General features: G+C 59.8%; 12 protein-coding genes. 3 read left to right on the forward strand and 9 right to left on the reverse strand.

Annotation, left to right across the window (positions count from 1 at the left end; all coding sequences use genetic code 11):
• Positions 1 to 8: 8 nt before the first annotated feature.
• The 9 genes from DLM86_RS27300 to DLM86_RS27340 form a co-directional block, all read right to left on the reverse strand.
• Positions 9 to 1,520, reverse strand: a complete 1,512-nt coding sequence (locus DLM86_RS27300) for a sulfatase family protein (RefSeq protein ID WP_110843238.1) — start codon at positions 1,518 to 1,520, stop codon at positions 9 to 11.
• Between the two features lie 21 nt (positions 1,521 to 1,541).
• A complete protein-coding gene (locus DLM86_RS27305; RefSeq protein WP_110843239.1) occupies positions 1,542 to 3,170 on the reverse strand; it encodes an extracellular solute-binding protein in 1,629 nt (542 codons plus the stop codon).
• A 27-nt stretch (positions 3,171 to 3,197) separates the two neighbouring features.
• Positions 3,198 to 4,085: a carbohydrate ABC transporter permease gene (locus DLM86_RS27310; protein ID WP_110843240.1), complete on the reverse strand. Its 888-nt coding sequence runs from the start codon at positions 4,083 to 4,085 to the stop codon at positions 3,198 to 3,200.
• Between the two features lie 16 nt (positions 4,086 to 4,101).
• Positions 4,102 to 5,049 carry an ABC transporter permease gene (locus DLM86_RS27315; protein WP_110843241.1) on the reverse strand — a complete coding sequence of 316 codons (948 nt, stop codon included), beginning with the start codon at positions 5,047 to 5,049 and terminating at the stop codon, positions 4,102 to 4,104.
• Positions 5,050 to 5,273: 224 nt separating this feature from the next.
• Positions 5,274 to 7,535 (reverse strand): helix-turn-helix domain-containing protein, encoded by a 2,262-nt coding sequence (locus DLM86_RS27320; RefSeq protein WP_158289688.1) that lies wholly within the window; start codon positions 7,533 to 7,535, stop codon positions 5,274 to 5,276.
• A 189-nt stretch (positions 7,536 to 7,724) separates the two neighbouring features.
• Complete coding sequence (locus tag DLM86_RS27325) at positions 7,725 to 8,966, reverse strand: MFS transporter (RefSeq protein ID WP_110843243.1); 1,242 nt, start codon at positions 8,964 to 8,966, stop codon at positions 7,725 to 7,727.
• A 100-nt stretch (positions 8,967 to 9,066) separates the two neighbouring features.
• Positions 9,067 to 9,882 carry an MBL fold metallo-hydrolase gene (locus tag DLM86_RS27330; protein WP_110843244.1) on the reverse strand — a complete coding sequence of 272 codons (816 nt, stop codon included), beginning with the start codon at positions 9,880 to 9,882 and terminating at the stop codon, positions 9,067 to 9,069.
• A gap of 25 nt (positions 9,883 to 9,907) precedes the next feature.
• Positions 9,908 to 10,873 carry a metallophosphoesterase family protein gene (locus DLM86_RS27335; RefSeq protein WP_110843245.1) on the reverse strand — a complete coding sequence of 322 codons (966 nt, stop codon included), beginning with the start codon at positions 10,871 to 10,873 and terminating at the stop codon, positions 9,908 to 9,910.
• Positions 10,874 to 11,039: 166 nt separating this feature from the next.
• Positions 11,040 to 11,522 carry a spore coat protein gene (locus DLM86_RS27340; RefSeq protein ID WP_110843246.1) on the reverse strand — a complete coding sequence of 161 codons (483 nt, stop codon included), beginning with the start codon at positions 11,520 to 11,522 and terminating at the stop codon, positions 11,040 to 11,042.
• A 249-nt stretch (positions 11,523 to 11,771) separates the two neighbouring features.
• Between DLM86_RS27340 and DLM86_RS27345 the strand changes: the two genes are divergently transcribed.
• From DLM86_RS27345 to DLM86_RS27355, 3 genes are read left to right on the forward strand one after another with little or no spacing between them, the layout of a single operon-like run.
• Positions 11,772 to 12,680, forward strand: coding sequence for an ABC transporter permease (locus DLM86_RS27345; protein WP_110843247.1), 909 nt, complete (start codon positions 11,772 to 11,774; stop codon positions 12,678 to 12,680).
• 1 nt (position 12,681) lies between these two features.
• The gene (locus DLM86_RS27350; RefSeq protein WP_110843248.1) at positions 12,682 to 13,557 is read left to right on the forward strand and encodes a carbohydrate ABC transporter permease; all 876 of its coding nucleotides are present in this window, start codon (positions 12,682 to 12,684) and stop codon (positions 13,555 to 13,557) included.
• Positions 13,558 to 13,602: 45 nt separating this feature from the next.
• Positions 13,603 to 15,147: an extracellular solute-binding protein gene (locus tag DLM86_RS27355; RefSeq protein ID WP_110843249.1), complete on the forward strand. Its 1,545-nt coding sequence runs from the start codon at positions 13,603 to 13,605 to the stop codon at positions 15,145 to 15,147.
• Positions 15,148 to 15,151: the final 4 nt, after the last annotated feature.

Genomic DNA, 15,151 nt, shown 5'->3' on the forward strand with positions numbered 1-15,151 from the left:
CTCCCTGATCAGGCGTGGCTGAGCCGCGGCATCGGCATCGGCTCCTTGCCGAGCTCCGCCCATAGAAACTTCAGCAGCAGCTCCGACTTGATCCCGCGGTAGTCCGGATCGTCCCATGCGTTGCGGATTTCGCCCGGATCGGCGGCCAAATCGAACAGCTCGCCGTACGTCCGGTGATAGTAGACCGTCAGCTTGTAGCGGGCGTCGACGTACGTCCTCACATGCATCGCCGTCGGTTCATTGCGATGCTCGCACACGATATGGTCCCGCGCCGCCGACTGGCGCCCCGCCCAGACGAGCCGCTGGTCGACGCCGGTCATGCCGCGCGGCGCCGGCCGGCCCGCGAAGCCGAGCAGCGTCGGCGCCAAGTCGACGAGCGACTGCATCGCCGCCGAGACGGCGCCGGCCGGGACGACGCCCGGGTACCGGACGAGGAACGGCAGCTTCAGCAAGTCCTCGTAATGAAACGCGCCCTTGAACTGCAGCCCGTGCTGGCCGAACAGATGCCCGTGATCGGTCGTGAAGACGACGATCGTCTCGTCCGTCAAGCCGAGCGCGTCCAGCTTGTCGAGAATGCGGCCGACGTAGCGGTCCAGCATGCTGACCATGCCGTAGTAGACCGCCATATTTCGGCGCTGTTTCGCTTCCGGGATCAAGTGGCTGTGCAGGCCGTGCACCCCTAGTCCGGTCTCCTGATAAGCGGCGAAATCCGGGTTCGGCAGCTGCGTCATGCCGAAATGGGGCGGATTCGCCTCGTGCTCGCCGGGCGTCAGCGCCGGCTGCGTCAAGGCGTCGGGGTCGTACATCGCGTCCCACGGCTCGGGCACGAGATACGGCGGATGCGGATCGGGGAAGCTCGCCCAGACGAAGAACGGCTCCCCTTCGTCCCGGCAGCGCTCCATATACGCGTTCGTCCGCTCGGCGATCCAGGCGTTGTAATGGTACTTCTCCGGCAGCGACCACCGGTGCTCCGTCGCGTAAGGCAGCGTCCCCGTCGGCTCGGCGAAATGCGCCCTCCAATCGAAGCCCTGCTCATCCATCCAGAGCGCGTAATGCTGCCCGACCAGGTGCTCGTGCGCGTGGTTGCGCAGCATTTCCACATGCTGAAACCCGTAGAACGGCCCTTCGAAGCGCTCTTTCCAATAAGACAAATCGTGCAGCAGCGGCTCGCTTTCAATCGACGGATACGTCTCCGAGGACCGGAGCTGCTGGAAATGGGCTTTGCCGATCAGCGCCGTCCGGTACCCTTCCTCCTGCAGCTCGTCGCCGAGCGTGCGCGTCCCTTCCGGGAGCTTCGTCCCGAGCGCCCAAGCGCCGTGCCGGCTCGGGTACGTTCCCGTCACGATCGACGACCGGCTCGGCGTGCAGGTCGGATTCGGGCAGTACGCGCGGGTGAACGTCGTCCCCTCCCGCACGAGCCGGTCCAAGCTCGGGGTGGAGATTTCCGGGTTGAACGCCCCGATCGTGTTCCAATGCTGCTGATCGCTCGTGATGAGCACGATATTCGGCTTTTTCGCCATGTCACCGCCCGCTTTCGCTTCTTATTTCACCGACTGGTACCGGTCGTAGTTCGACTGGTAAATCGTCATCATTTCCTTCAAGCCCATCTGGTCCAGCTTTTTCAAATAATCGTTCCATTCGCCCTCGATGTTGCCGTCGATCACCCATTTCGGCTGCATTTGCGTCACGTAGGTCATAATGTCCGTCTGCAGCACCGTCAACCGTTCCATGTCTTTCGGATCGAACAGAATGTTCGGATACGCCGTGTTTTTCATAAACGGCTTGTAGATGGCGAGGTATTCGAGCCGCTTCTTGACGTTGTCGTTTTTCTCCATCTTCGCGACCGTATCCATCAGGATCGCCGCGGCCGACGTATTGCCGGGCGCTTCGCTGTGACGGAACTCGTCGTAGCTCATTCCGGACGGCGTCGGCATGTTGCCGTACGTCCCGTCGGCGTTCTCCTTGAGCGTGACGCCGATCGGCCCGTAGCTCCATTGCAGCGAATTTTTCTCCTTGTACAGCTCGTCGATCCAGCGGAGCGACGCCTCGGGATGCTTGTTCGCCGACGTGATGGCGAACCCGCCGCGAGCGAAGTACCGCGGCTCGTATTCGTTCCACATTTGCTGCCCGCCCGGTCCTTTCAGCGGCGGAAGCGGCACGTACTGCTTCTCGTATTCGGTGCCGACGACGTTCGGCGTATGGAAGCCGCTGAATACGCCATAGACGGCTCCGCCCTTGCTGCGGCCCTTCGCGAAGTAGACGTTGCGGTCGTGCGTGAACGCCTCCTGATCGATCAGCCCTTGCTTGTACAGCCGGTTCAAGTAGGCGATCGACTCTTTGAACCCTTGCTGGACCGCCGTGAACGTCACCTTCCCGTCGATCGCCGACAGATGCGAGCCGTTATCGAGCGTCCCGAACGAGCCGCTGAACGAATAAATGCCGTTCAAGGCGTTGCCGTACAGGAAGCTGAGCGGAATTTCGTCCGCTTTGCCGTTGCCGTTCGGATCGTTGTCCTTGAACGCCTTGAGCACCTGCTCGAACTGCTCCGTCGTCGTCGGCATTTGCAAATTCAATTTGTCCAGCCACGTCTTGTTGATGAACCATACTTCCCCGAGCGCGCTTTCCATCCCGTCCACGATCGTCGGAATCGAGTAAATGTGCCCGTCCGGCGCCGTAATCGACTTTTTGATCGACGGATTGTTGTCCAAAATTTCCTGAATACGCGGCGCATACTTCGGGATCAGGGTTTCAAGCGGAACGAGCAGCCCTTGCGGGCCGTACCGGAGCAAATCGTCGTCCCTCAAGCTCTCCGGACCGAAGAAGACGTCGGGCAAATCGCCGCCGGCGAACATCAGATTTTTTTTCTCCGGATAGCCTTGCCCTTGCGCCGTCGCGTCCCATTGAATGCGGATGTTCGTCTGCGCCTCGAACGCTTTCACCGCCTCCATCTCTTCATGCGGCTTTTTTTGCTGCGCCGATTTCGTCGTCGCGAACTTGAGCGTCAGCGGCTCCTTGACGATCGGCAGCCCCGTCGCGTTCACATTTCCGTCCTTCGTCTTGTCGGCGGCGTCGTTCGCCTTCGGTTCCCCGCCGCCCGAACATCCCGCAATCAGGACGGCCGCGGCCGCCGTCAACGCGAAGCCCGACCGGGCGATTCGTTTCATGGTCATGGCAATACCCCTTTTCGTCTATAGTCTCTATCCTTTGATCGAGCCGATCATGACGCCCTTGACGAAATACCGCTGCAAAAACGGATACAGCACGAGCACCGGCAAGCTGGCCACGATGATGACGCCGTACTTCATCACGTCGACGATGCGCAGCGTCTCGGCTTCGTTCTGCGACGCCATCAGCATGTTGTCCTGCGTCGCGTTGACGATCAAAATCTCGCGCAGAACGATTTGCAGCGGATACAGCTCCTCGTTGCGCAAATAAATGAGCGCTTGAAAGTACGAGTTCCAATGTCCGACGACGCTGAACAGCGTCATGACGGCGACGATCGGCAGCGACAGCGGCAGCGCGATCCGGAAAAAGAACGTCGCGTCCGAGCAGCCGTCCATATCGGCCGCCTCCTGCAGCTCCTTCGGAATCGTCGATTGAAAAAACGTCCGGGTGATGATGATGTTGAACGCCCCGACGGCGTTCGGGATGACCTGCGACCAGACCGTGTTGACCATCCCGAGCTCCTTCACGAGCAAGTAGGACGGGATCAAGCCCCCGCCGAAAAACATCGTGAAGACGATGAGGAACATGAAGAAGTTCCGCCCGGCCAGCTCCGTCCGCGACAGCGCGTATCCGGCGCCGAGCGTCAGCGCCACGTTGATCGACGCGCCGAGCGCCGCGTACAGGAGCGAATTGCGGTACCCCGTCCAGATGCGCCCGTCGGCGAAAATACGCCGATACCCTTCGAACGTCACGCCGTCCGGCAAGAGCCAGACGCTCCCCCCGTTTACGCTGTTCGGGTCGCTGATCGACGAGATGACGACGAGGTACAGCGGATAGAGCACGACCAGCATGACGGCCCCGAGCAAGCTGTAGTTGAACAGGTCGAACCAGCGGTCCGCCCGCGTTTTTCGAATGACCATCACCTCAACCGCCTTTCTACCATAAGCTCGCCTGCTTCAACGATTTGGCCAATCGATTGAACGCAAGAAGCAGGACGAAATTGACGAGCGAGTTGAACAGGCCGACCGCGGCGGAATAGCTGTACTGCGCGCCGAGCAGCCCCGTTTTGTACACGTACGTCTGAATCACTTCCGACGAGGCGAGATTGAGCGGGTTTTGCATCAAATAAATTTTCTCGAACCCGACCGACATGAAGCTGCCGACGTTCAAAATGAACATGATCATGATCGTCGGCAGGACGGCCGGCACGTCGATATGCCAGATGCGCCGCGCCTTGCTCGCGCCGTCCATGACCGCCGCCTCGTGCAGGTCCGGGTTGACCGCCGTCAGCGCCGCCAAGTAGACGATCATCGACCAGCCCGCGTTTTGCCAGACGCCGGAGAAGACGAAGATCGTCTTGAACCAGTCCGCGCTCGCCATGAAGTAGACGGGCTCCCCGCCGAGCAGGACGATGAGCCGGTTGACGAGCCCGCTCCTCGGCGACAGGAGCAAGTAGAGCATGCCGACGATGACGACCGCCGAGATGAAGTGCGGCGCGTACGTGACCGTCTGGACCAGCTTCTTGAACCGGGCGTGGCCGACCTGGTTCAACAGAAGCGCCAGCACGATCGGGAGCGGGAACGCGACGAGCAGCTCGTACAAGCTGATGAGCAGCGTGTTTCGGAGCACGGTCGCGAACTGGAACGAGTGGAAAAACCGTTCGAAATGGGCGAACCCGACCCACGGACTGCCCGCGATGCCTTTGACGGCGACGAATTGTTTGAACGCGATCGTGAGGCCGTACATCGGGCCGTATTGAAACACGAGAAAATAAACGATCGTCGGCAGCAGGAATACATACAGCTGGTAATGCTTGCGTATCCGCTTCCAAGTCGGCGCAGCCTTCGCGGCCGCGAACGCCTTGCGTGATGAATCCGCTTCCATCGGAGACGTGATTGCCGGTTTCAAGGAATCCCCCCAACCTCTCGTAGTCGTATGATGCCTGTTGCCTTGCCGCGGCACCTCCTACGATAGCCGTGCCGGCCGGCCGCCGTAAATATGCGTATCGGCCATCCGGTTGGCCGAACGGACGCGACCCGTCCGGCAAATGCAAAAACCTTCCGCATAGGGGCGGTCCCCGTAGCGGAAGGTGTTGCGTCATTCGACCGTCAACCCGGCTCGCGGGGCCGGTCGTCCCGAAGCTTCCGGTATTCCCCCGGCGTCACTTTCATCGTCTGCTTGAACTTGCGGATAAAGCTCGGCACGTCGAAATACCCGATGTCCCGCACGACGTCCTTGAGCACCAGATCGGTCGTCAGCAGCAGATGCTTGGCCTGCTCCAGCCGGCAATGGTTGACGTAGTCGGTCACCGTCTGCCCGGTCTGCTCCTTGAAAAACCGTTTCAAATACGAAGCCGACACGGAGAAATGATCCGCCATCGACTGGACCGAAAATTGCGGGTCCCGGTACGCGGTCCGGATATGCTCGATCATCGCGCGCTTGAGGGCGGTCTGGCCGGCTTCGTCCCGCGAAGCGGCGATATCCGCGCACAGCTGCTCGCCCATCCGTTCGATCAGGGCGGCCAGCTCTTGAACCGTATCGAACTTCGTCAGCGCGACGACGTCGGGATACGGGACCGCCGCCGATTCGATGCCGCCGTCCAGCCGCTGCATCGCCTTCAGAATGCAGTTGATCATGTCGTAGCAGACGCAGCGGACGAGATGAAGCGGCATGGAGCCGCTCTCGATCCGGGCCAGCAGCTCGCGCACGGCCTCATTCAGCGATACCGTGTCGCCTTGGACGATGAGCACCTCGAGCGTCTCGATTTGACGCCGCGGGTAACGGACCGCCATCTCCTGCTCCCCCGTCATGGTCCGGTAATCGATCACTTCGTTGAAGCCCTTGATCAGCTTGAAATCGAGCGCCGTCGACGCCTCGATGAACGATTTCCCCAGCTCGCGCAAATCCCGGTACGGGCTGCCGATGCCGACGGCGACGTCGATGCGGAACGTCTCGCGTACGCTGCCGTGCAGCTCGGCGATCCGCATCCGCCAGTCGTCGCCGGCTTCGTCGACGGCGCACAGAAAATTGAGCTGCGGCCCTTCCAGACCGTCGACGCGGTACGATTCGGCGATGTCCGCCATCCCCCGTTCGATCGCCTCCGCCAGCTCGGCCCGTACGCCCGGCTCCCCGTCGGCGGCTCGGCGTACCGCGAAGCGAACGACGACAAGCTGCGGCTTCGTGAACCGGATGCCCGCCTCCTCGGACTTGCGGCGGAACTCGTCGACGTCCTCGACGCGCCCTTTCATCAAGGCGAGCAGCATATGCTCGCGGACCGCCGTCCGGGTCTGATCGACCTTGCGCCCCAGACGCTCGTTTTGCTCGGCAATTTGGTGGAACGCCCTCGTGACGTCGCCGAACGTGCGGAACGAGCCGCCCCACTGCTTCCCGGCGGAAGACAGCAGCCGGCGGACGGGTCCGTAATTGACGTGCAGCAGCCCGTAGATGAGCGCGCTCCCGACCGCGAGCACCCAGCATAAGGCGACGACGGCCCGGTTCTTCACGTCGATGACCCGCTGGAGAAACCGCTCCGTAGGCAGCATCGTCACGTACGTCCAGCCGTTGTAGGACGACTTCACCTTCGAGAAAACGTAATCTTGCCCGGCATAGCTGCGCGTGCTCGTCCCGGCCGAAAGCGCTTGCGCGATTGTCGTCGCCTCGAGCTCGTCCGCATCCGTCCCGTCCCGCAGCGATACGATGCGCTCCCCTTTCTCGTTGAACACCATCGTGTTGCCTTCGCCGTATTCCAGCAAACCTTGCAGCATCGTCCGCACCTTCGATTCCCCGATCACGAAGAGGACGCTGCCGTACGGAGCCGCCGCGTTCACGGGGATCGGAACCATGTAGGTAAGCGCCCGCTTGTCCGACAAATGCGCGGCCACGATCGGCTCGGAGGGCCGAAGCCGCGGCGAGCGGAGCGTCGCCATATCGCTGACGAATTGCTCCAGGCTCCACGACTCGTACTTGTAGATATGGTTCATGAACAGTTCCGGCGTATACGTGCTCGAGCCCGAATACAAATACGGCTGGCCGCGGATGTAGACGAGCACGTCGCTGATGAAATCGTTGGCGGCGGAATACGTCAGCAGCTGCTTCGCCTTCACCCCGCTGTAGGCCGTCTGCTGCAGCTGGAACGGCGTCAGCTCCGGCTTCGAGGCGATTTCCGCGGCGATCGTGTTCATTTCCTTCACCTTCTGGTCGAAAGCGGTCTGGATCCGGTCGAGCATGCGCAGATGATTCGTCGTCACTTCGTCCTTCAAAATGTCGACGTAATGCTCGTATACGAGCAGACCGATCATCAGCAGCGGGATGATTAGCACGGCGATATAGGAGATCAAATATTTCATGAAGATCGGCATTTTGTTCAGCATGACGAGCGTCCCCCATGTCATATAGTCGCGAGGTTCGGAAATCAGCGTATTCACATGGTACTGGAATCGCTTTCAAATGTAAATGTGCGAATCGGTCCCCGCATATGCGCGTCGGACCCGGCACATGCGAAAAGGCCGCGGTGGTCATCCGCGGCCTGCGACACGTATCGGACGACGCCGGTTCGTCGTCTAAGCGGAATAAGGCTGCCGGCGGCTCTTGCTTCTCGCGTTTCGGTCCGGCCAATGCCACGCCATGATCGCCGCGAACGCGGCGGCGCAGCCGAGATAGACGGACACGATGCCGTACGCGGAATCGGTCGCGAGGAACGTAATCGTCGGACCGAGCGCCGCACCCAAATCGCCGAAGACGGTATAGGTCGTCATGAGCGAGATGACGGAGCGGCTGTTGGCCGCATCCGCGGCCATCGCGTCCATGACCGTCGTCAGCGAGGTGGTCGCGACCATGACGGTCAAGGCGGCGGCGATCCAAAGTTCGATGGGAATGTCCCACGGCAGGACGGCATACCCGGCGGCGCAGACGGCGAGCGCGATCAGCAGCTGGGGCACCCGTCCCGCCGGGCCGTCCGACCGCCGTCCGAACCAGGTCGCGAGGAACGGCTCCCAGCCGTTGCGCACCGCCTGCAGGATGCCGCCCAGCGCCGCGCTGCCGATCGCGATGCCGAGAACCGTCACTGTGGCGCCGTGCCGCTCGGAGACGACCAGCGACACCGTCGAGTTGAACACGGAGCCGAGCAGCGCGACCAGCATGCCGCTCAGGACGACTTTCGCCACCGGCTTCGACCAGACGTGCCGGACCCGTTCGTTCGCGTGCCGGGAAGCCGATTCCGTCTGGGCGGAACGGCCGGGGCGGATATAGGCGACGATGCAAGGCAAGCCCAGCAGGGCGACGGCGCCGAAGACGAGCGCGACCGGCCTCATGCCGAGCTCCGGAACGAGCAGCCCGCCGAACAGGACGCCGGCCATGCTGCCGAGCCGCCACAGGCCGTTGTATTTGCCCATCAGCCGGCCGCGATTCGTCTCGTCCGAGCTTGCGATGACGGTCAAATATCCGCCCATGCGCATGAGCGACCAGGCCACGCCCCAGAGAGCCCGAAGCAGCACCCAAATCCAGAAGCCCTTCCACATGCCGTAGCCGAGCGTCGTCATCGCCCCGATCGCCACGGAGACGACGAGCCCCGTTCGCAGCGACATGTTATGGTACAGCCACCCGATCACCGGATTGAGCGGCAGCCGGACGAACCGATTCATGGACAGCAGGATGCCGACCTCCCATAACGAATGAAGCCCGACCTCTTTCCAGTAAAGCGGTAAAACGATGTACAGCATCGAATCGCCGAGCAGCGACAGCGCCGTCACCAAGCCGACGACGACGACGAGCTTCTCGGATTTCGGCTTCGAGTCCGGGTTCATGCTCCACTCCCTTTTGGCAAAACTCGCTTTCCGGGTCTTTTTCTTGCTCCGCTGCACTTGCTATCTCGAAGAGGTATCCCTTGCGCCGGCCGGATGGCCCTCAAACCGTATCCAGCTTGCCGTCGTAGGCGACTTCGATGCCGTAGGGCGCGAACGCGCGCACCCAATCGTCGTGCTGCAATCCCGCGTTGTGGGTGAAATGAGTCACCGTGATCCGGCCGTTCTCGGCCAGCACGCCTTGCTCCCGGAAAGCCCGCTGCATATCGACGATCGTCTCGATCGACATATGGTTCCGGTTTCTCGGATTGTTCGTGTACGCGTGCGTGCAGTCGAGGATGGCGTAGTCGATCCGTTTGCCCTGCAGCCAAGCCCACGTCTCCTCGGGAAACCAGCCCGTATCGTTGCCGTACAGCAGCTTCCGGCCGTCCTTTTCGATCACGTAAAGCAGGCAGGTTTCGTTCCGATCGTGATCGGCCAGCAGCGGGGTTACCGCATATTCTCCCGCGGAGAACGGACGGAACGGGAGCAGCCGGTGGAACCGGTACCGCTCGCTGCCGCTTTCGACGGCGGCGATGCCTAGCCGGATGACGTTGTCGTTGCCGTAAATGTGGAGCGGTCCGTCGAGTCCGTGCGCGAACCCTTCGACCCGGTTGTACAAATCTTGGGGATGATAATGGTCGTAATGCGTATGGGTGACGAGCAGGTGCTCGATCGCCCCGAGATCGATATCGTCGCGAAGCGCCTGCATGTAGGAGTCCGCCGAGAAATCGACCTTCAGCCTCCGGTCGATGATGACGGAGCTGCGGGTGCGTATGTTTTTCCCTCCGAGCCTTCGCGCTTCCCGGCAAGTGTCGCACCGGCAAAAGGCGTTCGGAATCCCTTCCGCCGCGGCCGTTCCAAGAAAATGAAGCTGCATGTTCCTCATCCTTCCGCTTGTGTTGTCACGCTTCCTGTTCCGCGCGATGCCCGGACAGCTCCGCTACCGTGCCGTCGGATTGGCGAATCCACGTCTCGAATCGCCTCTCGCCCGCCTTCAACCGAATGACCCGGGCCCCGGTCGAGAAAGGGTCGCTGCGCACGCCTCCGACATAGCCGATATATTTCGCCGACCGGCCGTAGCAGAGACGGATGCCGTGCACCGTCCCGGCGTAATCGTTGGCGTGGTCGTGGCCGGCGAACGTTCCCAGGACGTCGCCACTTTCCGCCATGGCGGCGAACAAGCCCGAGTTGATCCGCGGCACGCTGCACCGTTCCCGCTTGTGCCCAACGCAATCGGCCGCCCGCCACGCTTCCTCGTATTCCGGCAGCGGGATATGGAAGAAGGCGAGCGACGGAAGCGGGACGCCGCCGTTCCGTTCGGTCCGCTTGCGCGATTCGCGGGCGTACCAGTCGATTTGATCCCGGCGGATCCAGTCGTAGCCGCCTACGCGGTCGAGCCGGGAATAATCGCCGCTGTCGAGAAAGTACAGCGCGGCGGCCGGCCGGTCGTCCGCATCGTGAACGGAAAGCGCGAAATTTCCGGCTCCGCTTACGCCCGGAGGATCCGGCTCGGCGACGTTGCACGCGTGCTCCAACTGGAGCTCGTGCATGCGCTTCCTCGGAACCGCGCCTTCGGAATCGTGATTGCCGAATACGGCCGCCCACGGTACGCGTCGTTCCTCCGCCGCCGCGACGGCATTCCGAAACGACGCCTCGGGGTCTCTCGTTCTTGCGCTTGCGATCAAGTCTCCGGTGAAAACGATCAAGTCGGGCCGCTCCGCCTCCAGAACCGTCTCCATCGTGGCCCGGGTCGCCCGGTCGAGCAGGGGCGATTCCGGGTCCGCATCGTATTCGTCGATCAATTCCGTATCGGTAAATTGTACGATCACAAACGTGCCGTCATCCCGAAACTTCAACCGTTTGTTCAATCGACGCCTCCTTTCCATACCCCGAATCGTTGCCTTCACTTTGCATAATAACACAATCAAACACACATATATACAATAATTTCAACCTTCCTCCGAACAAATAAAAATCCCTTCGTCACGTCGAGTGACAAAGGGATCGGAGCTCTTCCGAGCGGTGTCGCCGCGCTCACATGGACAACGCCGTTTGCGCGTTCCGAACGTCGTTCGCCAACAGCTTCTCCAAGTCGTACGAAGGGTAATAGCTTCTTTCGTACATGAAATAATAGACGGACGCATGCAGACGGATGGCGACATTGATTTGCCTGGTCAGCACTTCCCGCAAGCTCGGCGTCGCCGTTTCGGTAATGGCGATCGCATAGCTCCGGACCAACGTCTTGGCCATGCCCAGCAAATTGCCGGCAAAAAATCCGGTGGCGGGGTCTTTCTGGTCGCGATGGCCCGGAGGGATCGGCGCATTCGGATAAAAGGCCAACAGCTCGCGCAGATTGCCGTCGAGCACCTGAATCGTCTGGGCGTAAAGATTGCGAAGCTCCTGATCCTGCACTTGGCGAATCGCCCTTTTCAATTCGATCAAGCTTACGGTTTGAAAAGCGACCAATTCGTGCATATCCAACGTCTCATGCCAGGCCAGCCGGTGATGTACGTTCACGAAAATCCTCCTCATGGTTGAATACCGCTTCGCCATAGTGTATTCGCCCAATGGGCGGCGGTTACAACGATTTTACAAAAAGACGATCGCGGTACATCGTTTGATGATCGTGCTATTCGAAGAAATGGCCGTTTAAAAAATGAACGATTGCCGGAAACGGGTACGGCCGCTATGCTTTGACTTGTTGACAGCGCTTGCAACCCCTGCGGCAGGCTTGCCGCGCTCATCCCAAAAGAAAGGAACGGCGCCATGAGAAGCAGATTATGGTCGGATTTGGCGAGAGACAAATATTTGTTTTTGCTTGCCTTGCCCGGCATCGCCTTCTTCATCCTGTTCAAATATGTGCCGATCGGCGGGCTGGTGATCGCGTTTCAAAATTATTCGCCGTTCTTCGGTATTTTCAAAAGCGAGTGGGTCGGCCTTGCCCACTTCCAGCGGTTTTTCTCGAACGACGATTTTTATTTGCTGCTGCGCAATACGTTGGTCATCAACCTGTTGAGCTTGACGTTTTTTTTCCCGTTTCCGATCGTGCTGTCGCTTCTGCTGAACGAGCTGAGAAGCATGGTGTTCAAGCGCGTCGTTCAGTCGGTGCTCTATATTCCGCATTTCATGTCATGGGTGCTGATATCCGGCTTGACCTATCTGATGCTGTCGCAGTCGGAGGGCATGGTGAACAAGCTGTTCGCCTCGCTCGGTTGGGAGACGATCGACTTTTTGACGAATTCGGATTATTTCTGGGGGCTCATAACCGCGCAGTCGATGTGGAAGGAGGCCGGCTGGGGGACGATCGTCTTTCTCGCGGCGATCGCGGGCACGGACCCGCAGCTGTACGAGGCGGCCCGCATGGACGGGGCCGGACGGTTTCGCCAAATGTGGCACATTACGCTTCCCGCGATCCGCAACGTCATCATGATCCTGTTTATATTGCAGCTGGGATCGATCATGGACACCGGCTTCGAGCAAATTTACTTGATGATGAACGGAGCGGTATCCGAGGTGGCGGACGTTTTCGATACGTACGTCTTCCGCTCCGGCATCCAGCAAGGACAGTTCAGCTACAGCACGGCGATCGGCCTGTTCAAATCGGTCATCGGCATCGTACTCGTAACGGGCGCGAATTTCCTTGCGAAGCGGTTCGGCCAGGAAGGAGTGTATTGACGTGAAGGAGAGCTTCGGCAGCCGTCTGTTCAACGCGTGCAATGTGGGCTTTTTGCTGCTGGTCGGCCTGGGTGCGCTGTTTCCGATTTACTATACGTTCGTCCTTTCGTTTACCGATCCGACGGAGTATTACCGTAAAACGTTTCTGTTGTTCCCGACGATGTGGACGCTTGACGCCTACCGGTATTTGGTCTCCAACGACTTATTCGTGAACTCGATCGGCATCAGCGCGATTTTGGCTACCTTCGGCACGCTGCTCAGTTTGTTCGTGACATCGGGTCTCGCTTATGCGCTGTCGCGCAAAAGACTCCGCTTCCGAAGAGCGATGATGTTCATGATCCTGCTGACGATCCTGTTCACGCCCGGGCTTATCCCCTCCTACTTGATCGTTCGCCAGCTCGGGCTGATCGATACGCTGTGGGCGCTGATCGTACCCAGCGTGACCGGAGGCTGGTACGTGCTTCTCATGAAAGGCTTTTTCGACAGCATACCCGACGGACTGGAGGAGGCGGCCCGCATCGACGGAGCGAACGAGATCGGCGTTTATTTCCGTATCGTGCTTCCCCTCTCCCTTCCCGCTCTTGTCGCGTTCGGCTTGTTTTTCGCCGTCGGCTATTGGAACACGTTTTTCAGCGCCGTCATGTACATCAACGATTCGCACAAATGGCCCTTGCAGGTGATCCTGCGCAATATGCTCGTCGACCCGATGATGTCCGGCAACGACAAGATCGACGCGGCCCGATCGGGCCGGCCCATGCCGACCGAAACGCTCAAGATGGCGGCCGTCGTCATGGCCACGGTGCCGATCATGCTGGTGTACCCATTCCTGCAAAAGCACTTTGCCAAAGGTGCGATGATCGGTTCGATCAAGGAATGATCACATAGCTTCGAACGATTTTCAATCGGAAAGGGGTAAACGGAAATGAAACGTATTCGCAGATCGCTTTACGTGCCTTTGGTTTCCGCCATGGCGCTGTCTCTCGCGCTTTCCGCCTGCGGCGGCAAGAGCGGCGGCGGGACCGCATCCGACAACGCCGGGAAGGACGGGAGCCAGGAAGCGCCGACGGAAATCTCCATGTCGGTAATCGCTTGGGGGACGCCGGTATCGGACAACGACAACGTTCTCTTGAAAGAAATGCAGAAGAGGACGAACACGAATTTGAAAATCGAGTGGATCCCCGACAGCACGTACGACGACAAAATCAATGTACTGCTCGCCTCCGGCAAGCTGCCGGACATGGTGTTCATCGAGAACTCCGACGCCCCGCAGGTGCGCACGCTCGTCGATCAGGGCGTATTCTGGGACTTGACGCCGTTCATTAAAGAGTACAAAAACTTGTCTCGGGCCGATTTGAAGGAGACGTGGGACACCTCCAAAATCAACGGCAAAAACTACTCGATCCCCCGCTATTACGCAAGCTTCGGCGGCGGCGTGTTCCCCCAGCTGCGCAAAGACTGGCTTGACAAGCTCGGACTGAAAGTGCCGGAAACGATCGACGATTTTTATAACGTACTGAAGGCGTTCAAGGAAAAAGACCCGGACGGCAACGGCAAAAACGATACGATCCCGTTCTCGACAAGCTCGAGCTATATCGGGTGGGTATACGCCTTATTCAATGAAACGGTGGGCTCCTGGAAGCAAAAGCCGGACGGCAAAATCGTCCCGATCATTACCGAGCCTGAATCGCGCGACGCGCTGCTCTGGATCAAAAAAGCGTACGACGAGGGCTTGTTCCCGAGCGACTTCGCCATTCTCAAGTTGTCGCAGCTCGGCGATCTGGTGAAAAGCGGCAAAGCCGGCGGCGTAGGCTGGTCGATGCCGAACGCATGGCCGCTTACGGAGGCGGCCCGCAAAACGGACCCGAAGGCGACCATGCTGCCTCTGCCCTACATGATCAGCCCGAAGGGCAATCGCTATACGCACTCCGGCACGCCGTTCTACGGGGAATATTTTATCCCGAAGTCGGTACCGGAAGCGAAAGTGAAGCGCATTCTCGCCTTCATGGATTACGGCTACAGCCAAGAAGGAAACGATCTGGCGTTCTGGGGCGTCAAGGACGTTCACTATAAGGAAGACAACGGCAAAAAAGTGCCGACCGAGCAGGCAAAGACGGATAAAATCGCGGAAAGCGGCGCGACGACCCTCTGGGCGACGATCGATCCGGAATCGAACATCAAGGTCAACGGGACTCCGGACGATTACTACAAGCTGCTGCAGGGCGTCCTGGCGGAGCGCAGCAAAACCCGCATCTATAACCACGGCGAGCGTACGTTTTCCCAAGCGAATATTACGCTGTACCCGGACTTTTCCAAAAAAATTACCGACATGCGCACGAAAGTCGTTCTTGGCCAAGAATCCATCGAGGCGTACGACGCGCTGGTCGCGAAGACGCTGGCCGACCCGAACTTCCAAAAAATAATAAGCGAGATGAACGATTCCTTCTCGAAGCGTCCCGATCCCAAGTAACCGC

The sequence above is a fragment of the Paenibacillus flagellatus genome, assembly GCF_003217775.1.
Taxonomy (GTDB): domain Bacteria; phylum Bacillota; class Bacilli; order Paenibacillales; family NBRC-103111; genus Paenibacillus_AB; species Paenibacillus_AB flagellatus.